Origin of the sequence: Micromonospora sp. CA-248089, from assembly GCF_050948515.1 — a bacterium.
GTDB lineage: Bacteria > Actinomycetota > Actinomycetes > Mycobacteriales > Micromonosporaceae > Micromonospora.
In genome coordinates, this window is the sequence record NZ_CP192016.1 from 3,415,772 (window position 1) to 3,436,358 (window position 20,587).

Here is a 20,587-nt window from a genome sequence, read left to right on the forward strand (position 1 = left end):
TGGGGGTGGCAACGACGCCACCCCCACCGCGTCGTTGCGGGACGGAACGCGGCGAAACGTCGGCATTGACGGCTGGTGAACAACGGCTATCCCGGACGGCAGGGATACGCCGATCATTGCCCGCAGATAGATATGAGTCATTCTCACCTCCGGGCAGGACGCCCGGGCGCGGAGGCCGAGACGCCGTCAGCCGGGCGTACCGAACGGCCCTACTCCGCGTCCCCGGAGGATCGCCATGCCATTACCCGCCATCCGTGCCCGCCTCGCGGCGCTCACCGCCGCCGCCCTCACCGCGAGCGTCCTGACGGTCATCCCGCCGTCACCCGCGCTCGCCGCCACCACGTTCACCCCCGACGACTACTGCCTCGGCCAGTGCGCCGACATCCTGCCCCCGGGGCAGAACGGCAACGCCACACTCGCCGGCATCCTGGCCCACCAGGCGCTCGGCACCCGCCCCGCGCACTCCAGCGACCAGCTCGACGAGTACGCCAACCTGGTCTACAACTACGCCGGGCTGACCGACGAGCAGATCGCCCACTTCTACAACGACGCCTCGTTCGGCGTCCCCGACGCGCAGGTCGAGAGCAGGATCTCGCCGCGCTCGGACGTCACCATCGTGCGCGACAAGGCCACCGGCGTCCCGCACGTCACCGGCACCACCCGCGCCGGCACCATGTTCGGCGCCGGGTACGCCGGCGCCCAGGACCGGCTCTGGGTGATGGACCTGCTGCGGCACGTCGGCCGCGGCAACGTCAGCTCGTTCGCCGGCGGCGCACCCGGCAACCGCGAGCTGGAGCAGAGCGTCTGGGCCAACTCGCCCTACACCGAGGCGGACCTCCAGGCCCAGGTGGACGCGCTGCGCCTCAAGGGCACCCGGGGCCAGCAGCTCTACACCGACGTGGCGGACTACATCGCCGGCATCAACGCCTACATCGACAAGTCGATCGCCGACGACAACTACCCCGGCGAGTACGTGCTCACCGGCGCCGGCAAGCCCAAGCACTTCACCATGACCGACCTGATCGCCACCGCCGGTGTCATCGGCGGGCTGTTCGGCGGAGGCGGCGGCAACGAGGTGCAGTCCGCGCTGGTCCGGGTGGCCGCCCGGGCCAAGTACGGCCCGACCGAGGGCGACCGGGTCTGGGCGGCGTTCCGCTCGCAGAACGACCCGGAGACCGTGCTGACGCTGCACGACGGGCAGAGCTTCCCGTACGGCGCGACGCCGCCCGGCGCCACCAGCGCGGTGCTGCCCGACGCCGGCACCGTGGTCGCCGAGCCGCTCGCGTACGACGCCACCGGCGGGGCCGCCGCCCGTACCGGCAGCAGCGCCGCCACCAAGGACCTCCTCGGCGGCCTGTCCACCCTGCGCACGCACGGCATGTCCAACGCGGTCGTGGTCTCCGGCCGGCACACCACCACCGGTAACCCGGTGGCCGTGTTCGGCCCGCAGACCGGCTACTTCGCCCCGCAGCTGCTCATGCTCCAGGAACTGCAGGGGCCGGGGATCAGCGCGCGCGGCGCCGCGTTCGCCGGGCTGAACCTCTACGTGCTGCTCGGCCGCGGCCAGGACTACGCGTGGAGCGCCACCTCCGCCTCGCAGGACCTGACCGACACGTACGCGGTGCCGCTGTGCACCACCGACGGCAGCACGCCGACGCTGCGCTCCAACCGCTACCTCTACCGGGGCCAGTGCCTGGCCATGGAGGTGCTCGAGAAGCGCAACTCCTGGTCGCCGACGCTCGCCGACTCCACCCCCGCCGGCGCGTACACGCTGCGCGCGCTGCGCACCAAGTACGGGCTGGTGTCCTACCGGGGGCTGGTGAACGGGCAGCCGACCGCGTTCACCAAGCTGCGCTCCACCTACCGGCACGAGGCCGACTCGGCGATCGGCTTCCAGGCGTACAACGACCCGGCGGCGATGGGCAGCGCGGCGGCGTTCCAGGCGTCCGCCGCGAACGTCGGGTACGCGTTCAACTGGTTCTACGTCAACTCGACCGAGGCGGCGTACTACAACTCCGGTTCGAACCCGGTGCGCTCCGCCACCTCCGACCCGAACCTGCCGATGAAGGCGGAGCCGGCGTACGAGTGGGCCGGCTGGAACCCGGACACCAACGACGCCACCTACGCCCCGTCGTCGGCCCACCCGCAGTCGGTCAACCAGGACTACTACGTCAGCTGGAACAACAAGCAGGCGCGCGACTTCGGCGCGGCCGACGGCAACTTCAGCTACGGCGCGGTGCACCGCGGTCAACTGCTCGACGGTCCGGTGAAGGCGGCCATCGCCCAGCGCAAGCTCAGCCGCGCCGACGTCGTCCGGATCACCGCCGAGGCGGCCGTGACCGACCTGCGCGGTCAGCAGGTGCTCGGCGAACTGCTGCGGGTGCTGGACAGCACGCCGGTCACCGACCCCGCGCTGGCCGCCGCGGTGAGCAAACTGCGGGCCTGGCAGCAGGCCGGGTCACGGCGGGTGGAGACGTCGCCGGGGTCGAAGGTCTACCAGCACGCCGAGGCGATCCGGATCTTCGACGCCTGGTGGCCGCTGCTCGCCGCGGCGCAGTTCCGGCCCGGCCTCGGCCCCGACCTGTACGGCGCGCTCGTCGGCGCCCTCCAGGTCAACGAGTCACCCTCGGGCGGTCAGAACGCGGCGCGCGACGGCACCGTGAACTGGGCGTCGCAGGGCCAGGCGCACAAGGGCTCGGCGTTCCAGTACGGCTGGTGGGGTTACGTCGACAAGGACCTGCGGGCCGTGCTCGGCGACCCGGTGGCCGGTGGGCTCGGGCGCACCTACTGCGGCAACGGCAACCTCGGCGCGTGCCGGCAGGCGCTGCTCGACACGCTCGGCCAGGCCGCGGCGGCGCCGGCGACCACCGTCTACCCGGGCGACTCGTCCTGCGGGGCGGGCGACCAGTGGTGCGCCGACTCGATCGCCCAGTCCGGGCTCGGCGGCATCACCCACCCACTGATCGCCTGGCAGAACCGGCCCACGTACCAGCAGGTCGTCTCGTTCCCGGCGCGCCGGGGCGACACGGTGACCAACCTGGCGCAGGGCCGTACCGCCACCGCGTCCAGCACCCAGTTCCTGACCAGCAACACCCCGGCCAAGGCGGTGGACGGCAGCCTGGGCAGCCGGTGGGCCAGCAGCTACAACGACAACCAGTGGCTGCGGGTGGACCTGGGCTCGGCCCGGACGATCAGCCGGGCGGTGCTGCGGTGGGAGGCCGCGTACGCCACCGGCTATCGGATCGAGGTCTCCGGTGACGGCAACTCCTGGCAGCCGGTGTTCAGCACCATTACCGGCAACGGCGGCGTCGACAACGTGACCTTCGCCCCGGTCAGCGCCCGCTACGTGCGGATGTACGGCGTCACCCGGGCCACCTCGTACGGCTTCTCGCTCTACGAGTTCGAGGTCTACGGACGGTAAGGCGCACGCGACCGGCCGACGGGCGCTCCCGTCGGCCGGTCGTCCGCGTCCGGGCAGGTCAATCCCCTCGATTCGAACATGTGTGCGAGGATGGCGGGGTGTCGAGCGAGGCCACCATCCTGCACGCCGACCTGGACGCGTTCTACGCCTCGGTCGAGCAGCGCGACGACCCCCGGCTGCGCGGCCGGCCGGTGATCGTCGGCGGCGGCGTGGTGCTCGCGTGCAGCTACGAGGCCAAGGCGCGGGGCGTGCGCAGCGCGATGGGCGGCCGGCAGGCGCGGCGGCTCTGCCCGGACGCGCTCGTGGTGCCGCCCCGGATGGCCGCGTACACGGCCGCCAGCCGGGCGGTGTTCGAGATCTTCCGGCACACCACCCCGCTGGTCGAAGGGCTCAGCATCGACGAGGCGTTCCTCGACGTGGGTGGGTTGCGGCGGCTCGCCGGAGCACCGGCCGCCGTCGCGGCCGCGCTGCGGGAGCGGGTACGCCGAGAGGTGGGCCTGCCGATCACCGTCGGCGTGGCCCGGACGAAGTTCCTCGCGAAGGTCGCCAGCGGCGTGGCGAAGCCGGACGGGCTGCTGGTCGTGGAGCCGGACCGGGAACTGGCGTTCCTGCACCCGCTGCCGGTGGAGCGGCTGTGGGGCGTCGGCCCGGTCACCGCCGCGCGACTGCGCGAGCGCGGCATCCGTACCGTCGGGCAGGTGGCCCGGCTGGACGAGCCGGCGCTGGTGTCGCTGCTCGGCGCGGGCGCCGGCCGGCACCTGCACGCCCTGGCGCACAACCGCGACCCCCGGGCGGTGCAGGTGGGCCGCCGCCGCTCCTCGATGGGCGCGCAGCACGCGCTCGGACGGGGGCCGCACTCCCCCGCCGATCTGGACGCGGTGCTGGCCGGGCTGGTCGACCGGGTCACCGGGCGGATGCGCGCCGCCCGGCGCACCGGCCGCACGGTGACGCTGCGGCTGCGCTTCGCCGACTACACCCGGGCCGCCCGGTCGCAGACGCTCGACGAGCCGACCGCGCAGACCGGGCCGCTGCGGGCCGCCGCCCGGGACCTGCTGCGCGCCGCGCTGCCGCAGATCGACCTGCGCGGCGTCACGCTGCTCGGCGTGTCGGTGGGCAACCTCGGTGCCGGGCACACGCAGCTCACCCTGCCGTTCACCGCCGAACCCGGCCCGGCGCTGGACGCCGCCGTCGACGCGGTACGGGACCGCTTCGGCTCGCGGGCGCTGACCCGCGGGGTGCTGCTCGGCCGCGACCCGGGCGTCGAGATGCCCCGGCTGCCGGACTGACCGGCCGGCCTCCTCCCGGGGTAGGAGACGCCCTCCGACCCGTGGCCGCGAACGCGGCCTGCGGGCGGGCGCGACCGGCCCGGTCCGTCACGAGCATCTACAGGCATGACTACCGTACGGAACCGGGCGGCCGGATGGCACCGCCCCCTGATGCTCCTCGTGTCCGCGATGGCGGTGCTCACCGTCGTCGCCGCGGTCGGCGTCGTCGCCGATCCGCGCGTGCTCACCGGCGCGCCCATCTGGGCCAAGCCGCTGAAGTTCGCGATCTCGTTCGTGGTCTACGGCGTCACGCTCGCCTGGATGCTGTCGCTGCTGCCCCGCCGCAGCCGGGCGGCCGAGCGGGCCGCCACCGTGATCGTGGCCATGTCCGTGGTGGAGATGGTCGTCATCGTGGGTCAGGTGCTCCGGGGCACCACCAGCCACTTCAACGGCACCACGTCGCTGGACGGAATGCTGTTCAGCGTCATGGGCGCGGCGATCATGGTGCTGTTCGCCGCCCAGCTCGTGCTGGCGGTCGTGCTGTCCCGCCGGTCCCTCGCGGACCGCGCCGGCGAGTACGCGGTGCGGCTCGGTCTCGCCGTGTCCCTGCTCGGCATGGTCGTCGCGTTCCCGATGGTGGCGCAGACCCCCGCCGGGACGCCCGCCGGGATCAGCGGCGCGCACAGCGTCGGGGTGCCCGACGGCGGCCCGGGGCTGCCGCTGCTCGGCTGGAGCACCACCGGCGGCGACCTGCGCGTCGGGCACTTCGTCGGCATGCACGCGTTGCAGGCGCTGCCGCTGCTGGCGATCCTGCTCGACCGGTTCCTCGGTGCGCGGCTGGACGAGCTGACCCGGGCCCGCCTGGTGCTCGTCGGCGGGACCGCGTACGCGGCACTGACGCTGCTGGTGACCGCCCAGGCCCTGCGCGGGCAGCCGCTGCTCGCACCGGACGCGCTCACGCTCGGCGCGGCGGCCGTGCTGGTCGCGGCCACGGCGACGGCCACCGCGCTGGTGCTGGCCCGGCGGTCCACCTCGGACGGCCGCCGAACGCGGTGGCTCCCTGCCGCACCGGTTGCCTAGGCTGACGCGGTGGGCTGGGTCGGTCGGCTGTTCGACGCGCGCGACACGTTCGCGCGCGTCCTGCTGCTGGACCTCAGCGGCATCGGCTATCTGGTCTTCGGTGCGCACGGCGGCCCGGCCGCCACCGGTACGCAGTGGGCGCTGGCGATCCCGGCGTTCGCCCTGGCGCTGCTGTGCCACCGCCGGCCGATGGCGAACCTGCTGCTCCAGTCGGTCCTGCTGGTCGCCGCGCTCGTCCTGATCGACGACGTGATGATCAACCAGGTCGGTGCGAGCTGGGCGCTGCTGGAGCTGACCATGCGGGCCACCCGGCCGCGCCCGGTCTGGCTGGGCGCCGGGCTGCTGGCGGGCATCGACCTGGCGAACCTGATCGGCGAACCGGTCCGTGCGGCGTTCTCCGGCCTGTTCGGGCTCGCCGTCACCGTCGGCCTGCCGCTGCTGCTCGGGCTGGTCGTGCGGACCACCCGGGAGCTCGGGCGGCAGGCCGAGGAGCGGGCCGAGGCGGAGCGGCGCCGGCGCGAGTCGGAGAGCCGGGCGGCACGTGCCGACGAGCGCGGCGCCATCGCCCGGGAACTGCACGACGTGCTCGCGCACCACGTCGCGTCGATGGTGCTGCGGGTCGGCGTGGCCCGGCACGTCCTGCCCGACCTGGATCCCCGGGTCGGCGAGGTGTTCGACGACGTGCACGCCACCGGCACGGCCGCGCTGGCCGACCTGCGGCGGCTGGTGGCGGTGCTGCGCGACCCGGACGGCGTTCGCGGCGACGCGACGCTGACCGCGATCGAGCCGTCGGCGCTGCCGGCCGCGCTCGGCGCGACCGTCGACCGGGCCCGGCAGGCGGGTGTGGTCGTCGAGGCCGACATGGACCCCGCGATCGGCACGCTAGACGCGGTACGCGGCCAGGCGGTGCTGCGACTGACCCAGGAGGCGTTGACGAACGTGGCGAAGCACGCCGGCGCGGCGGCCCGCGCACACCTGACCGTGTCGGTCGAGGACGACGCGGTGCACTGGGCGGTCACCGACGACGGCCGGGGCGCCGCGCCGGCCGGTGTGCCCGCAGGCGGCGGCCACGGCATCGTCGGCATGCGGGAACGGGTCGAGGTGCTGGGCGGGCGGCTGGAGGCCGGGCCGACCGGGTCCGGCTGGCGGGTCCGGACCGTCCTGCCGGCGGCCGGGCCCGCCCGTCCCACGCCCCGGCCCCGCGCGGGCACGCCGGAGCCCGCGTGATCCGGGTGCTGCTGGTCGACGACCAGCACCTCATCCGGGCCGGCCTGCGGATGCTGTGCGACGCCCAGCCCGACCTCGAGGTCGTCGGTGAGGCCGACAACGGCCGGGACGCGGTCGCCCTCGCCGCCCGGCTACGACCCGACGTGGTGGTGATGGACCTGCGGATGCCCGGCGTCGACGGCATCACCGCGACCAGCCGCATCCTCGCCGACCGGCCCGCCACCCGGATCATGGTGCTCACCACGTTCGGCGACGACGACCACCTCTATCCCGCGCTGACCGCCGGCGCCTGCGGGTTCCTGCTCAAGGACGCACCCCCGGCCGACCTGCTCGACGGCGTCCGCCGCGCCGCCTCGGGCGACAGCCCGTTCAGCCCGGACGTCCTGCGCCGGCTGGTCGATCGCGCGGTGCACGCGCGCGCCGGCGCGCCCCGGCGTACGGCCGAGCTGACCGCCCGTGAGCGGGACGTCCTGGACCTGGTCGCCGACGGACTGTCGAACACCGAGATCGCCGACCGGCTGCACATCGGGGTGACGACGGTGAAGACGCACATCACCAGCCTGATGACGAAGACCGGCAGCGCCAACCGGGTACGCCTGGCGCTGTGGGCGCGCGGCGGCTGACCGGGTCACTCCTCGATCGCGCCGCCCACCGCCCGCAGGTGCGCCCGGAACGTCAGCGCCGGGTCGGCCTCCCGTGCCGCCAGGTACGCGCCGAACCCGACCTGCGCGCGCAGCGACTCCCCGGCCCGGATCCGGTCGGCCTGCCGCCGCTCGGTGTCCCGGATGGACTCGGCCAGGTCGAACAGTTCACCGGCCCGGTCGGCGGGTACGAACAGCACGCCGTCGTCGTCGGCCAGCGCGAGGTCCCGCGGGCCGACGGTGACCGGCCCGACCCGGGCGTGTTCGAGTGCCCCGTCCGGGCGCGGGTCCAGTTCCAGCGGCCCGCTCGGGGTGGCGCCGAGGCTGAACACCGGCAGCCCGACCGCGACGAGGTCCGCGGTGTCCCGGTGTGCGCCCCACACCACCAGCCCGGCCAGGCCGGCGGCCCGCGCCTCCAGCACCACCAGGTCCCCGACGCAGGCCCGGTCGGTGCGCCCGTCGTCGTCGACGACGAGCACGTCCCCCTCGGCGGCCGGCTCGATCGCCTCCAGGAAGACGTCCACGCTGCCGGAGTGCCGGGCCGGGCGGACCGGACCGGCCAGGCGCCGCCCGGGCAGCACCGGGACGACGGCGGCCGGGGCGCAGCGGACGGGGACACCGGCGCGCAGGCAGGCGTCGGCGACGTGGGCGGTGGTCAGCGCGGCGAAGCGCACGGACGGCGCGTCGTGACTGATGTCCATGCGCCGACGCTAACCAGCCGGGCTGCCCCGGGCAGGTGCCAGTTGACGCCCGGTGGCCTTCGGCCGGGGCCGCCCGGCGGGCCGGCGCCGGACCGGGCGGCTCATCCGGGCCCGGACCGGTGGACGCGCCTCCGCCTCCCCCGCGCCGGCGGCCCGGCGCACGCTGCCGTTGGCGTCCTCGGGCCGGCAGCCGGTGGCCCGCAGCAGCTCGCTCTGGCCGGTCCGCAGGTCGCTGATCATCGCCTCGCCGAAGGCGCGCACGCCCTGCGACCACGCGCGCCCGGCCAGTTCGGCGCCCTGCCGCACCAACTCCCGGGTGCCTTCCAGGTCGTCCCCGGACTTGCAGGCCCGCTTCAGTTCCCGCACCGCCTCGCCGAGGCGGGCCACCGCGTCGGGCAGCGCGGGCGGAACCGGTTCGTCGTACTGCAACGCGGTGGCGGACCGTCGGGCGATCGAGCGGGCGTACAGGACGATGCGTTCGAGGTGCTGGGTCGCGTCGGCGTACCTGTGGAACTGGGCGCGGCGGTGCCAGCGGGCGGGCGCGATGGTGACCACCTCCTCGGCCCCGCTGAGCGCGTCGTTGAGCCGCCCGATGTCCGGTTCGATCCCGCGCAGGTCCTCCAGGGCCTGCTGGGCCGCGTCGGCGTCGCGGCGGGTCAGCGCGTGGGCGACGGCGTCGAGTTGCTCGGTGAGCCGGGAGACCACCGGTTCCACCGCCCGGTCCAGCACCCGGATCGGGTTGACCGGCAGCAGCAGCGCCACCACGAACAGGCCGACCAGGCCGCCGACCAGCGCGTCGAAGATGCGGGGCAGTTCCAGGCCGGGCTGCACCGGTGCGAGCGTGGCGATCAGCACCGCCGTACCGCCGGCCTGGCCGACGAGGGCGCCGCCGCGCCCGGCCACCAGCAGCGCGGTGGCGATGGCCAGGGTGACCACCAGACCGGTCTGCCAGGATCCACTGCCGAGCAGCGCGCGCAGCAGGTCACCGACCACGATGCCGAGACCGACGCCGATGAGCAGCTCGAACGTGCGCCGGGCGCGCTGGCCGATGGCGGTGGCGATGGTGCCGACCGCGGCGGCGGGGGCGAACACGTGCGCGCCGGAACCGAGCAGCTCGTCGGCGAGCAGCGCGGCGAGCGCCGCGGCCAGCCCGGCCTGCGCGGAGATCACCACGGTGATCTCGAGCTGGCGCAGCCGGTTCCGGCCGGCCGCGCCGCCCTCGGCGCGGGCCCGGGACAACGCGGAACCGCCCCGCTCGACCGCCCGGTCCAGGGGCGAGCGGACGGTGTCGGCGCGGCGGTCGGCCATGACGGCGGTTACCCGCCTCCGCGCCGGTGAATCGTCGGCCCGCCCCGGCGCGCGGTCGGGTCAGCGGCGGTACGTGCGGTCGAGCAGGTCGAACAACGCGGTCCAGTGCCGCTGGGTGGCCTGCTCGTCGTACATCGGGGTGTCCGACTGGGTGTAGCCGTGGCGGGCGCCGGCGTACACCTCGGAGCGGTAGGTCACCCCGGCGGCGTCCAGCGTCTTCTCCAGCGTGGCGATCTGCTCGGCGGTCATCGACGGGTCGGCGTCGGCGTGCCCGAAGTAGAGCTCGCCGGTCACCGCGCCGAGCGCCAGGTGCGGGCTGTCCGGCGCGTCGGTGACCACCCGGCCGGCGTGGAACGCCGCCACCGCGGCGATCCGGTCCGGCAGCGCCTCGATCGCGCGCAGCGCGTTCGTGCCCCCCATGCAGTAGCCGGTGATCGCCGCCGGTCCCGGTGCGACGTCCGGCCGGGCGGCGAGGAAGTCCAGGTAGGCGGCGGTGTCGCGGGCCACCGCGTCCGGCGTCAACGCGGCCATCATCGGCCCGATGCTCTCGAACAGGGCGGACCGGCGGCTGTCGTCGGCGAGCGCGCCGAGGTCGATCAGCGGGGCGCGCCCGGCGCGGTGGAACAGGTTGGGGGCGAGCACCACGTACCCGCGGGCGGCGATCGTGGCGGCCATCTCCGCGACCCGGGGCCGCAGCCCGAACGCGTCCATGAACAGCAGGACCGCCGGGAAGGGCCCGCCGGTCTCCGGCGTGGCCAGGTAGGCGTCGGCGGTTCCGTCGGGGGTGGGCACGTCCACGGTCGTCGGCTGCACTGTCGGGGCCTCCTCGCTGCGGGTTCCGGGCTGCACGCTACTACCCGGCCCGGCGGCCGTTTGCGGAGGTCCAGCGCGGGAATCCGGCCATCCCGGCGGAGGAAGGCGGCGAGATGGACCAGGATCAGTTCATCGGCGCGGTGGCCCAGCGGTGCGGCGCGTCCGCGGAGCAGGCCACGGCGATCACCCGGGCGACGCTCACCACGCTGGCCGAGCGGATCGACGGCGGGGAGGCCCGTGACCTGGCCGACCGGCTGCCGGAGGCGCTGCGGGCGTACGCGTTCGGCCCGGCCGAGGACGCCGAGCCGTTCGGGCTCGACGTGTTCGTGGAGCGGGTGAGCGGACGCGCGGACGTGGACGTGGACGCCGCCCGGGACGGGGTCACCGCGGTGTTCGACGTGCTGCGCGACGCCGTCGACCCGGCCGCCTACGCGCAGGTCGTCGCGCAACTGCCGGCCGAGTACGGCGAGGTGGCCGACCAGAGCGCGCCGTACGTGCGGCGCACGGCGTGAGCGAGGACGCGCTGCGCCGCCCGCCCGAGGCCGACGCGCAGGAGCAGCGACAGGACGAGACGCTCGTCGGCCCACCCGACACGCTCGACGCGACCGTGCCCGAGGCGAGCGAGGCGGACCTGGCCGAGCAGGGCGCGCTGCGCCCGCCGAGCGACCGGGCGGGCCTGGGCGAGTCGGTGCGCGACGACCTCACCACCGCCGACGCGGTGGAGCAGAACACCGAGATCCCGCTGCCCGACGAGGAGCACTGGGCCTGACCGGTCAGTGGTCCGGGCTGTCGGAGCGGGCCATCAGCCGCAACGCGTTCGGGTCCAGGCCGATCCGGACCGGCGTCTGCCCGTACGGCTCACCGTCGACCTCGATGCGGGCCGGCCGGTCGGTCTCCAGCCACAGCTGGCGTACCGCCAGGAACGGCTCGTCGCCGAGCGTGCGGCGGTGGCCGGCCGCCGCGTTGCGCGCCGTCTCGCGCAGCAGCCCGCGCCGGGTCGGCCCGCCCACCGGGTACGCGACCAGCAGCCGGTCGTCGGCGGTGGCGTCGGCGGTGATCGGCCGGCCGGCGTGGAAGCCGCCGTTGGCGACGTACACCTGGTGTGTGGTGAAGGTGTGCTCGCGGCCCTCGGCGCGGACCGTCACGGCCAGCGGCCGGTGCCGGGCCAGCAGCCCCAGCCCGGTGATCGGGTACGCGAGCCGCCCGGCGACCCGCTTCAGCGCCGGCGGCGCGGACTGCATGATGTCGGCGGACAGCCCGATCCCGACGTGGTTGGTGAACCGGGTGTCGCCGATCAGGCCCAGGTCGACGTCGATCACCTTGCCGCCGGTGAGCACGCCGATCGCGGCGTCCAGGTCGAGCGGGACGCCGACGGTGCGGGCGAAGTTGTTCGTGGTGCCCAGCGGCAGCAGGCCCATCGCGACGTCCCGGTGGGCGAGCAGCCGGGCCGCCGCGCCGACGGTGCCGTCACCGCCGCCGGTGACCAGCAGGTCCGGGCCCAGGTCGGCGGCCTCGGCGAGCACCCGGTCCAGCTCGCCGGGCCGGTCCACCGGGTACGCGCCGAGCAGCGTGAACCCGGCCGCCCGCAGGCGCGCGTGGACGGTGTCGTAGAGGCGCCGGCCCCGGCGGGAGTGGGCGTTGACCACCAGCGCCGCCCGCCGCCGTTCCCGGATCGCCGTCGACAGCTCCTGCTTCGTCCGCACTGTTGCGACAGTAGCCGTCCCGGCGCGGCCGTGGGCCGGTCACGCTGCGGACGTTGACAGGGTTGGTTATCGTCGCGGCGGCCGTGATCGTCGATCTTCGAGGGTGGATGTCCCGATGAACCAGCCGGCAGCGCCGCAGGTGACAGCGTCAGTGCCCCCGCTCACGCCGCAGAGCCGTCCGGGGAGGGCCCTGATCGGGCTGGCCCTGGTCGTCCCGGCGGTGATCGCCTGGATCTGGTCGTACGTCCTGCCCACGCTGTCCACAGTGGCTCGCAGCTTCCAGGCGGACGGGCTGCGCCGCCCGTCCGAATCGGCGGGTGCGGGGAACTACGAGGTCGCCTTCACCTCCGGGTTCGTCGGACAGGTCGGGTTCGCGGTGCTGCTCAGCCTGATCCCGCTGACGGTGGCGCTGCTCGCCGCGCCGCTGCTCGCCGTCCTCGCCGACCGGGCCGGCCGGGTCGCCCGCCTGGTCACCCGGGGCGTGCTGGCCCTGCCGCTCGCCGCGTACGCGCCGGTCGCGGTGTACCTCGGCCGGCGCGCCGAAGGCATCGAGAACGGCACCCTCACCCAGGATCTGCAGTCCCCCCGGGCGTTCCTCGTCTCGGCGCTGGCCCAGGTGACGTTCGGGCTGGTCGTCGCGGTGGCCGCGACTGTCTACCTGAGCGCGCTGCGCCGCCGCGAGCCCGACCAGCGGCCCGCGCCGGCCATGCTGGCCGTCGGCGGGCTGCTCGGCCTGGGCGTCCTCGCCGCCGCCCTGCAGACCTACACCGCCCCTTACATCCTGACCGGCGGCGGGCCGCGCGGCGACTACACGGCGACGCCGGTGTTCACCGCCGCGCAGACCTCGTTCCGAACGATGCGCCTGGGCGTCGGATCGGCCACGTCGACGCTGCTGCTGGTGCTCCTCGGGCTGCTCGGGCTGGCCGCGGTGGCGCTGATCCTGGCGACCCGGCTGCGCATCGAGTTCGACGGCTGGCGCGACCGCCCGGCCGCCCGGGAGGCGGAGTCCTACTCCGGCCGCCGGCCGCTGCTCGTCGGGCTGACCGCTGTCGCGCTCGTCGTCGTCCTCGGCGTGACCGTCTGGGCGTCGCTGCCGTGGCTGCGGAACCTCTCCTCCGACACCGGGCCCCTGCCCCGGGGGGTCGAGACCTCGAACCTGTTCGCCAACACCTGGGTGCCGCCGCTGCTGTCCACACTCGTCGCGGTGACGCTCGCCGCGCTGGCCGGATTCGGGATCGGCGTGCTGCGACCGCTCGGACGCTGGAGCGAACTGCTGCTGGTGCCGTTCGCGCCCTGGTTGTTCGTCGGCGCCGGCCCGCTGGCCATCGCCAATTTCGAACGCACGATGGAGCGCGAACAGCTGGGCCTGTTCCTCGGCCTGGTGCCGCCGACCTGGCTGTCGGTGCCCGCGCTGTTCGCGTTCACGCTGCTGTTCCGGGGCCAGCACGAGCGGTGGCGCTCCGGCGGTGGCGCCGGCCGTACGCTGCTGCTGCCGGCGCTGCCGATGCTGGCCGTGACCGCGTTGCTGACCTGGCTGGCGCACGCCCAGTCGCCGCTGTGGACGACGTTGGTGGGTACGCGTCCGGACAGCCTCACCGCGCCCGCGCTGGTGACGATGATCGCGAGCCGCGCTTTCGGCGGCGGCGGCGAGCTTCCGCTGGGCCTGATCCTGCCGCTGCCGATGCTGATCCTGTTCGTGGTGCTGTTCGTCGCGCTCATGATCGGCTACGTGGATCGGCTCGCCATCCGGGTGGGGCGGCGCAGCGGCGCGGGCGCGCCGCCGGTGGGGTCGGGCGAGCCCGTCGGCAAGGTCACCGCATAGGGAAACCCCCGATTACGGCCGGTGACGGCGCGCCTAGCGTCGGGCCATGGCAACTGACGCGCTCACACCGGTCCGGACCGTTCGTTCCCGCCGCGCCCGCCTGGCGCTACCGCTGCTGCTGCTCGCCCTGCTCGCGCCGGCCGGGTGCGACTCCGGCGGCGGGATCGTCGACAGCGGCTCGGCCGACACCGCGGCGGACGAGGACGGCGGCGACACCGACGCGGGCGCGGTGGGCGACGTCCGCCCGCCGTGCCCGTTCACCGCCGCCCAGGTCGCCGAGCTGGTCGACCGGAAGCTGCGCGACGAGGGCAACTGCTCGTTCGGCGACGGCATCGCCCAGCTGGCGGTCACCACCGCATCGGCCGCCGCCGGCAAGGCCACCTACGACTACCAGCACGACCAGGCCGGCCAGCAGTACGAGAAGGTCGTCGACCTGGACCGGGGCGAGCGGGGCTACCTCGCCGTGAAGGACGTGCGCGGCGAGGCGGTGCTGATCGACGGCAAGGGCACGTACACGGTGACCATCAGCAGCTTCGAGGGCGGCACCGCAGGCAACGAACAGATCCTGCGCCGCGTCCTCGACGCGATCCCGGCCTGAGCGGGGGCAGGCGTGCGAACCCGAGGACTGGTCGCGCTCGCGTTGACCGCGACCCTGCTCACCGCGTCCGCCGGTTGCGGCGGCGACGAACCACCGCCGGCCGGTGGCGCCGCGCCCGGTGCGGGCACGCCGGTGGCGGAGCCGACCGGGGAGGCGCCGGCCGAGCCGAGCACCGAACCGGTGGACGACGCCGCCGGGCCGGACGCCTGCGCGCTGGTGTCCAAGGCCGACGCCGAACGTCTCGCCGGTACGCCGCTGGACGAACCCGTGGTGGCCGGGCAGTCGTGCACCTACACCGGTCCGACAAGCGGGCCGACCGCCCAGGTCGAGGTGTTCGTGGGTGACGGCGCCAAGAAGTACCTCGACATCGAGCGGCAGCTCGAGCACGAGATCCGTGAGCTGGCCGGCACGGCCGACGAGGCACTGCTCACCGCGGAGGCGTTCTTCCTGCGCAAGGGCGACCTGTGGGTCGCCGTACGGCTGGTGCGGCTGAACGACCCGCAGGAGAACCGGGCACCGCTGGAGCGGCTCGCCCGTACCGTCGCCGGCCGGATGTGACGACGGCGGTGCGCGGCCGTCGGCTGCTCGCGGCCGGCGTGGCGGTGCTGCTCGCGGTGACCGGCTGCGGCGGCCCCACACCGGGCCCGGCCGACGCCGCCGACGACGGGCAGCCCCGGTACGGGCAGGCCCCGGTGCCGGGGAAGGACGTCACGCTGCAACCGGACGTGGTGCTGGTCGGCGGCGGCAGCCGGACCGTGCGGTCGGTGAGCCCGGACGGGCTGATCTGGCGGCTCGATCCCGGTGCCCGCGACGCCGACCGGCTCGCGCCCGGCCGGGTCATGTTCCTCACCGGACGCGGCGTGGGCCGGGTGCTCGACCTGGCCGAGGACGGCGGCGACCTGGTCGTCACGATCGGCCCGGTCACGCTCACCGAGGTGATCCGCGACGGCACGTTCGGCGGGGACGGTGTCACCCTCGACAGCCCGACCGTCTACGTGGCGGGTGAGCCGTCGTGGACCCGGGAGGTCGCGGCGGCGGGCGGCACGCTCGGCCGGTCCCGTCCGCTCGCCGTCGCGCCCGCGCAGCCGCCACCCGCGCCGGGTGGGCAGGCCGCCGCCGGCGCCCACGGCTACCGGGTCCGGACGTTCTGCTGCGCCGGTGGCGTCGGCACGCACTTCACGTACGACGACGGCGGCCTCCGGCTGGCCGGCACCGTCACGCTCACCGTCGGCCGGCCCACGGCGTCGTTCCACCTGGCCATCGGCGCGGGCAAGGTCAACCGGGCCGAGCTGGAGATCGGTGGCGGCTTCGGCATCAAGGTGGACTTCACGGCCGGCATCGACGGCGGGCAGAACCACCGCCGCACGTTCCCGGTCCCGGTCGACATCGCGTTCCCGATCGGGCTGGTCGCCGGCCTGCCGCTGTCGTTCACGGTGAACCAGACGCTGGAGGTGGCCACCGCGTTCGGCGCCAAGCGGGGCACGTTCCGCGGCGCCGGGGAGTACGCGCTGGCCGGCAAGCTCGGGTTCGGCTACGCCGGCGGCCAGGTGGGCTCACGCGTGACGGAGGGCTTCGCCCGCCGGGTGAGCCTGCTCGACTCGCTCACCGGCGTGCCGGTCGGCGTGATGGGCCTCGTGGTCCGGCACGGCGTGCGGTTCACCATGGGGATCAGCGCGTTCCTGTTCACCGCCGGGATCTGGTTCGAGCTGGTCACCTCGTACGGCGCCACTATCGGTTCGGCGCTCGGCGCCCCGTACGCGCTGTGCCGGGGCGTCGGGCTCGGTGTGCACGCGCGGTTCGGGATCGGCTACCGGATCCTGGAACCCGTCGTCCAGGTGATCAACAAGTTCCTCAGCCTGCTCAGCCCGTCCCGGGCACCACGGATCCCGCCGATCGTGGCGTCGGGCGGGCCGAGCTGGAGCGCCACCGTGTACCGCAACCAGGAGGTGATCCCGCCCGTCTCGATATGCGGACAGCTTCCGGGCTAGGCCGCGCCGACGCTGGGTTCGCGGGCGCGGCTGTGCCACCATCCCGCCATGGACGCCGCACTGGTCGGCCGCGACGCGGTCGTCGAGCGGGTGTGGCGTGCCCTGACCGCCGGTACGCCGGTGCTCCTCGACGGCCCGAGCGGCATCGGCAAGACCGCGCTCTGGCGGGCGGTGGTCGCCCACGCCGGGCGGACCGGCTGGCGGGTGCTGTCCGCCGCGCCCACCGAGGCCGAGAGCGCGCTGCCGTACGCGGCTCTCGCCGACGTGCTGCGCCCGCTCGCCGACGCGCTACCACTGCTGCCCGCGCCGCAGCGGGTCGCCGCCGACATGGTGCTGCTGACCGGCGAGCACGACGACGCGGTGGACGAGCGGGCGGTGGGCGCCGCCACCCGTACCCTGCTCGACGCGGCGGTCACCGAGGCGCCGCGCGTCCTGCTCGCGGTGGACGATCCGCAGTGGCTGGACCCGCCTAGCGCCCGAGCGCTGCGGTTCGCGCTGCGCCGGCTGACCCGGTGGCCCGCCGTCCTGGCCACCCACCGCACCGGGGACGGCCCGCCGGTTCCGGTGCCGCTCGGGCTGGACGACGACCCGACCGGGCGGCACCGGCTGCTGCGTGCCGACGTACCCCCGCTCACTCCGCCCGACCTGCACCGCGTCCTGGCGGCCCGGCTCGGCGGCACGCTCAGCCGTCCGCTCACCGACCGGCTGGCCCGCGACGCCGACGGCAACCCGCTGCTCGCCATCGAGCTGGCCCGGGCAGTGCTGCGGCTGCCCCGCCCACCCGCGCACGACGAGGACCTGCCCGTACCGTCGTCGCTGCGCCTCCTGCTCGCGGAGGCGCAGCGGGCGCTGCCCGGCCCGAGCCGGGACGCGGTGCGGCTGGCCGCGCTGCTGAGCGTGCCGACGCTGCGGGACCTGGCGGCGGCGGGCGTGCCGGCCGGGGCGCTGGACGCGGCCGAGGACGCCGGGCTGGTCGTGGTCACCCCGAGCCGGGTCGACTTCGCACACCCCCGGTACGCGGCGGCGGTGCGCGAGAGCATCCCGCCGGGGGCCCGGCGACGGCTGCACGCGCTGCTCGCCGGCGCGGTCGCCGACCCGGACGAGCGGGCCCGGCACCTGTCCCGGTGCACAGTGGCGCCGGACGCCGCCGTCGCCGCCGACCTGGCCGCCGCGGCGGCCCGGCAGCGGATGCGCGGCGCGTCAGCGCTCGCCGCCGACTGGTACGCCCGGGCGGCCGAGCTGACCCCGCCGTCCGCCACCGCCGACCGCAACCGGCGCCGCCTCGACGCGGTGCAGTGCCGCATCGACAGCGGCGACTACGCGGCGGCCGGGCGGGCCGCCGAGGCGGCGGCGGGCGAGCTGACCGGCGCCGAGCGGGGCGAGGCGCTGCTGTTGCGCGCGCTCGTCGCGTGGTGCGCCGACGACCTGGTCACCGCCGTCCGCGTCGCCGAGCAGGCGCTCGCCGCCGCCGGGCCGGACGGCGACCTGGCCGGGCGGATCCACACGCACCTGACCATGTTCCACGACCAGCCGGAGCCCGCCCGCCGGCACGCGCGGGCCGCGATCGCCCGCCTGTCCGACCGGGACGAGCACCGCCCGCTGCTCACCGCCGCGCTGCTGCTGCTGTTCTTCCACGAGGTACGCGCCGGCGGCCCGGCGCCCACCGACCTGCTGGACCGGGCCCTGTCACTGGAGGACGGTGAACCGTCCTTCCTGGCCGGTTCGGTGCCGGCGATCTGGTGGAAGTCGGTCGACGACCACGACCGGGCTCGGGCCCGGCTGCACCTGATGCTGGACCTGGCGGTGGCGCGCGGCGACGACCCGCTGCGGCACGAGGTGCTCACCCACCTCGGCGAGACGGAGCTGCTGGCGGGGCGCTTCGCCGAGGCCGGTACGCACATCGCCGCCGCCCGTGATCTGGGTGAGCAGCTGGGCACCGGGCTGGTGGGCGAGAGCTGGCTGGCCGGTGTGCTCGACGCGCACCGGGGGCGGCTGGCGCAGGCGGGTGCCGCGGCCGCCGGGCTGCGCCGCGACGACGACCTCGGCGACGCGTGGAGCCGGCGACTGCACCACCAGCTCACCGGGCTGGTGGCGCTGGCCCGCGGGGAGTGGGCCACCGCCGCGACGGCGTACGGCGCGCTCGCGGCCGACCTCGACGGGTCGGGCATCGCCGAACCGCTGGGGCAGCGCTTCGAGCCGGACTGGATCGAGGCGTGCGTGGGCGCCGGTGACCTGGACACCGCCCACGCCGCGCTGGACCGGCTGGCCGGGCGCCACCGCAGGCTGCCGCGCCCGTGGACGACGCTCGGGCTGGCCCGCAGCCGGGTGCTGCTGGCCGGGGCGACCGGGGCGGATCCGGGCGAGGCGCTGGACGCGCTGACGCGGGCCCGGGCCGCGGTGCCGGAGACGGTGCTGCCGCTGGACCGGGCCCGCTGCCTGCTCGCCGCCGGGCGCGCGTACCGGCGGGTGCGGCGACGGCGGGAGGCGCGGGCGGCGCTCGACGCGGCGGCGGCCGAGTTCGACGCGCTCGGCGCGTCCGCGTTCGCCGACCGGGCGCGGGCGGAGCTGGGCCGCATCGGTGCCCGCACTCCGGCCCCGACGGCGCTGACCGCGACCGAGGAGCGGGTCGCCCGGCTCGCCGCCCGGGGCCAGACCAACCGGCTCATCGCCGACGCGCTCTACATCAGCCCGAAGACGGTGGAGGCCAACCTGGCCCGGGTCTACCGCAAGCTGGGCATCGCCAGCCGCGCCGAGCTGGGCGCGGCGATGGGCCGCCCGACGGGCGACTGAGGCGGTCAGGACGCGGCGAGCGCGTCCAGGTGCGCGCCGAGCAGTTCCCGGGCGCGCGCGGGCGGCATCCGATCGGGGTACAGCAGCGCGTGCAGCGCGAGCCCGTCGAGCAGGGCGTGCAGCCCGGCGACCGCCTCGGGGTCGGCGGCCGGTTTCCCGGTCAGCAGCGCGACGGCGAACTCGGCGGCGCGGCGGATGCCGTCGTCCGCGTCGGCCATCCGGGCCCGCGCCGCGGGGTCGGTCTGGGCGCGCGCGGCGAGCAGCAGCCACACCTCGGCCTCGCGGACGCGCTGGCGGTCCAGCGGCAGCAGTTGTTCCAGGATCCGCTGGGCGACCTGGCGCTGGCTTCCGCTGCGGTCGCCGGTGGCGATCCGCTCGGCCGCCTCCGCCTGCACGTGTTCCATGGCGAACACCAGCAGCTCGGTCTGGGTGGCGAAGTAGTGCCGCAGCGCGCTCGGTGACCAGCCCGCCTCGACCGCGATGCTGCGGACGGTGGCGGCGCCGACGCCGTCGCGGTAGACGACCCGCCACATCGCCCGCGCCAGTTCGGCACGGCGCGCGCCGTGGTCGACGATCTTGGGCACGGGCCCCTCCGGAGGCTGGTTGACGGCCGCTGTTACGGTTATCGCACAGCGTACTAAAAAAGGGGGTCGGATGCTGATCGCAGTGATCGTCGGATGTGAGGTGGCGTTCTGGGTGGTGCTGCTCGCCGGACTGATCGCCCGGTACCCGCTGCGCCGGCCCCGCCTCGGCGCCGCCCTGCTGATCGCCGTACCGGTCGTCGACCTGGTGCTGCTGGCCGCCACGATGATCGACCTGCGCCGGGGCGCGACCGCCACGTTCGCCCACGGCCTCGCCGCCGCGTACCTCGGGTTCTCGGTGGCGTTCGGGCACAGCATGGTGCGCTGGGCCGACGAGCGGTTCGCGCACCGGTTCGCCGGCGGCCCTCCCCCGCGCCGGGCCCCGAAGTACGGGATGGCGCGGGCCCGGCACGAGTGGCGCGAATGGGGCAAGGGCATGATCGGCTGGGCGGTCGCCTGCGCGGTGCTGCTCGCCGGCATCGCCGTGGTCGGCGACACCGACCGGACCGCCGAACTGTGGGCCTGGGCCGGCCGGCTCACCGTGGTCATGGCGGGCTGGCTGGTGTTCTGGCCGGTCGCGTACACCGTCTTCCCGAAGCGGGCGCCGCGCGGCGCGTGAGGCTCACCCGCCACGCCCGGTGATCCGGCC

At 75.5% G+C, this 20,587-nt stretch carries 18 protein-coding genes; 13 read left to right on the top strand and 5 right to left on the bottom strand.

The features are described from left to right. The first annotated feature begins 235 nt into the window (after nt 1-235). The 5 genes from ACQP26_RS16315 to ACQP26_RS16335 all read left to right on the top strand — a co-directional run bounded on the left by ACQP26_RS16315 (nt 236) and on the right by ACQP26_RS16335 (nt 7,616). Nucleotides 236-3,421, top strand: coding sequence for a penicillin acylase family protein (locus tag ACQP26_RS16315; protein WP_433493262.1), 3,186 nt, complete (start codon nt 236-238; stop codon nt 3,419-3,421). Between the two features lie 98 nt (nt 3,422-3,519). Beyond that, on the top strand, nt 3,520-4,707 hold the full coding sequence (gene dinB / locus ACQP26_RS16320; RefSeq protein ID WP_433493263.1) for a DNA polymerase IV: 1,188 nt from the start codon (nt 3,520-3,522) through the stop codon (nt 4,705-4,707). Nucleotides 4,708-4,812: 105 nt separating this feature from the next. Beyond that, nucleotides 4,813-5,766: a hypothetical protein gene (locus ACQP26_RS16325; protein ID WP_433493264.1), complete on the top strand. Its 954-nt coding sequence runs from the start codon at nt 4,813-4,815 to the stop codon at nt 5,764-5,766. Nucleotides 5,767-5,775: 9 nt separating this feature from the next. Further along, complete coding sequence (locus ACQP26_RS16330; protein WP_433493265.1) at nt 5,776-6,993, top strand: sensor histidine kinase; 1,218 nt, start codon at nt 5,776-5,778, stop codon at nt 6,991-6,993. Beyond that, nucleotides 6,990-7,616 (top strand): response regulator, encoded by a 627-nt coding sequence (locus ACQP26_RS16335; protein ID WP_433493266.1) that lies wholly within the window; start codon nt 6,990-6,992, stop codon nt 7,614-7,616. The genes ACQP26_RS16330 and ACQP26_RS16335 overlap by 4 nt, the downstream gene beginning before the upstream one ends. Nucleotides 7,617-7,621: 5 nt before the next feature. On the opposite strand, the gene ACQP26_RS16340 is transcribed toward ACQP26_RS16335, so the two are convergent. Genes ACQP26_RS16340 through ACQP26_RS16350 form a run of 3 tightly spaced genes read right to left on the bottom strand, consistent with a single transcriptional unit; the run spans nt 7,622 to nt 10,456 of the window. After that, entirely contained in the window at nt 7,622-8,335 is a 714-nt protein-coding gene (locus ACQP26_RS16340) for an RraA family protein (protein WP_433493267.1), read from the bottom strand. A gap of 9 nt (nt 8,336-8,344) precedes the next feature. Next, a complete protein-coding gene (locus ACQP26_RS16345) occupies nt 8,345-9,643 on the bottom strand; it encodes an FUSC family protein (protein ID WP_269705896.1) in 1,299 nt (432 codons plus the stop codon). Nucleotides 9,644-9,703: 60 nt separating this feature from the next. Then, a complete protein-coding gene (locus ACQP26_RS16350) occupies nt 9,704-10,456 on the bottom strand; it encodes a dienelactone hydrolase family protein (RefSeq protein ID WP_269705894.1) in 753 nt (250 codons plus the stop codon). A gap of 113 nt (nt 10,457-10,569) precedes the next feature. Here ACQP26_RS16350 and ACQP26_RS16355 point away from each other — a divergent pair, with 113 nt between their 5' ends. Both ACQP26_RS16355 and ACQP26_RS16360 read left to right on the top strand, forming a co-directional pair. Then, nucleotides 10,570-10,968 carry a DUF2267 domain-containing protein gene (locus ACQP26_RS16355; protein ID WP_269705892.1) on the top strand — a complete coding sequence of 133 codons (399 nt, stop codon included), beginning with the start codon at nt 10,570-10,572 and terminating at the stop codon, nt 10,966-10,968. Further along, nucleotides 10,965-11,225, top strand: coding sequence for a hypothetical protein (locus ACQP26_RS16360; protein WP_433493268.1), 261 nt, complete (start codon nt 10,965-10,967; stop codon nt 11,223-11,225). The genes ACQP26_RS16355 and ACQP26_RS16360 overlap by 4 nt, the downstream gene beginning before the upstream one ends. A gap of 4 nt (nt 11,226-11,229) precedes the next feature. Here ACQP26_RS16360 and ACQP26_RS16365 read toward each other — a convergent pair whose 3' ends face one another. Next, nucleotides 11,230-12,159: a diacylglycerol/lipid kinase family protein gene (locus ACQP26_RS16365; protein WP_433493269.1), complete on the bottom strand. Its 930-nt coding sequence runs from the start codon at nt 12,157-12,159 to the stop codon at nt 11,230-11,232. 115 nt (nt 12,160-12,274) lie between these two features. On the opposite strand from ACQP26_RS16365, the gene ACQP26_RS16370 reads away from it, so the two are divergent. From ACQP26_RS16370 to ACQP26_RS16390, 5 genes are read left to right on the top strand one after another with little or no spacing between them, the layout of a single operon-like run. Further along, complete coding sequence (locus ACQP26_RS16370) at nt 12,275-13,981, top strand: sugar ABC transporter permease (protein WP_433493270.1); 1,707 nt, start codon at nt 12,275-12,277, stop codon at nt 13,979-13,981. 46 nt (nt 13,982-14,027) lie between these two features. Next, nucleotides 14,028-14,579: a hypothetical protein gene (locus ACQP26_RS16375; protein WP_269705886.1), complete on the top strand. Its 552-nt coding sequence runs from the start codon at nt 14,028-14,030 to the stop codon at nt 14,577-14,579. A gap of 12 nt (nt 14,580-14,591) precedes the next feature. Next, complete coding sequence (locus ACQP26_RS16380; protein ID WP_433493271.1) at nt 14,592-15,137, top strand: hypothetical protein; 546 nt, start codon at nt 14,592-14,594, stop codon at nt 15,135-15,137. Then, entirely contained in the window at nt 15,134-16,567 is a 1,434-nt protein-coding gene (locus tag ACQP26_RS16385; RefSeq protein WP_433493272.1) for a hypothetical protein, read from the top strand. The genes ACQP26_RS16380 and ACQP26_RS16385 overlap by 4 nt, the downstream gene beginning before the upstream one ends. Nucleotides 16,568-16,615: 48 nt before the next feature. Continuing rightward, nucleotides 16,616-19,357, top strand: coding sequence for an ATP-binding protein (locus ACQP26_RS16390; RefSeq protein WP_433493273.1), 2,742 nt, complete (start codon nt 16,616-16,618; stop codon nt 19,355-19,357). A gap of 5 nt (nt 19,358-19,362) precedes the next feature. On the opposite strand, the gene ACQP26_RS16395 is transcribed toward ACQP26_RS16390, so the two are convergent. After that, entirely contained in the window at nt 19,363-19,941 is a 579-nt protein-coding gene (locus ACQP26_RS16395) for a TetR/AcrR family transcriptional regulator (RefSeq protein WP_433493274.1), read from the bottom strand. A 70-nt stretch (nt 19,942-20,011) separates the two neighbouring features. Between ACQP26_RS16395 and ACQP26_RS16400 the strand changes: the two genes are divergently transcribed. Next, nucleotides 20,012-20,557: a hypothetical protein gene (locus ACQP26_RS16400; protein WP_433493275.1), complete on the top strand. Its 546-nt coding sequence runs from the start codon at nt 20,012-20,014 to the stop codon at nt 20,555-20,557. The last annotated feature ends 30 nt before the right edge of the window (nt 20,558-20,587 follow it).

Bases quoted from the DNA above. Each gene is read 5' to 3' on its own strand.
- ACQP26_RS16400 (WP_433493275.1), top strand. From the start codon at position 20,012: ATGCTGATCGCAGTGATCGTCGGATGTGAGGTGGCGTTCTGGGTGGTG.
- ACQP26_RS16375 (WP_269705886.1), top strand. From the start codon at position 14,028: ATGGCAACTGACGCGCTCACACCGGTCCGGACCGTTCGTTCCCGCCGC.
- ACQP26_RS16390 (WP_433493273.1), top strand. From the start codon at position 16,616: ATGGACGCCGCACTGGTCGGCCGCGACGCGGTCGTCGAGCGGGTGTGG.
- ACQP26_RS16345 (WP_269705896.1), bottom strand. From the start codon at position 9,643: ATGGCCGACCGCCGCGCCGACACCGTCCGCTCGCCCCTGGACCGGGCG.
- ACQP26_RS16340 (WP_433493267.1), bottom strand. From the start codon at position 8,335: ATGGACATCAGTCACGACGCGCCGTCCGTGCGCTTCGCCGCGCTGACC.
- ACQP26_RS16315 (WP_433493262.1), top strand. From the start codon at position 236: ATGCCATTACCCGCCATCCGTGCCCGCCTCGCGGCGCTCACCGCCGCC.
- ACQP26_RS16325 (WP_433493264.1), top strand. From the start codon at position 4,813: ATGACTACCGTACGGAACCGGGCGGCCGGATGGCACCGCCCCCTGATG.
- ACQP26_RS16370 (WP_433493270.1), top strand. From the start codon at position 12,275: ATGAACCAGCCGGCAGCGCCGCAGGTGACAGCGTCAGTGCCCCCGCTC.
- ACQP26_RS16355 (WP_269705892.1), top strand. From the start codon at position 10,570: ATGGACCAGGATCAGTTCATCGGCGCGGTGGCCCAGCGGTGCGGCGCG.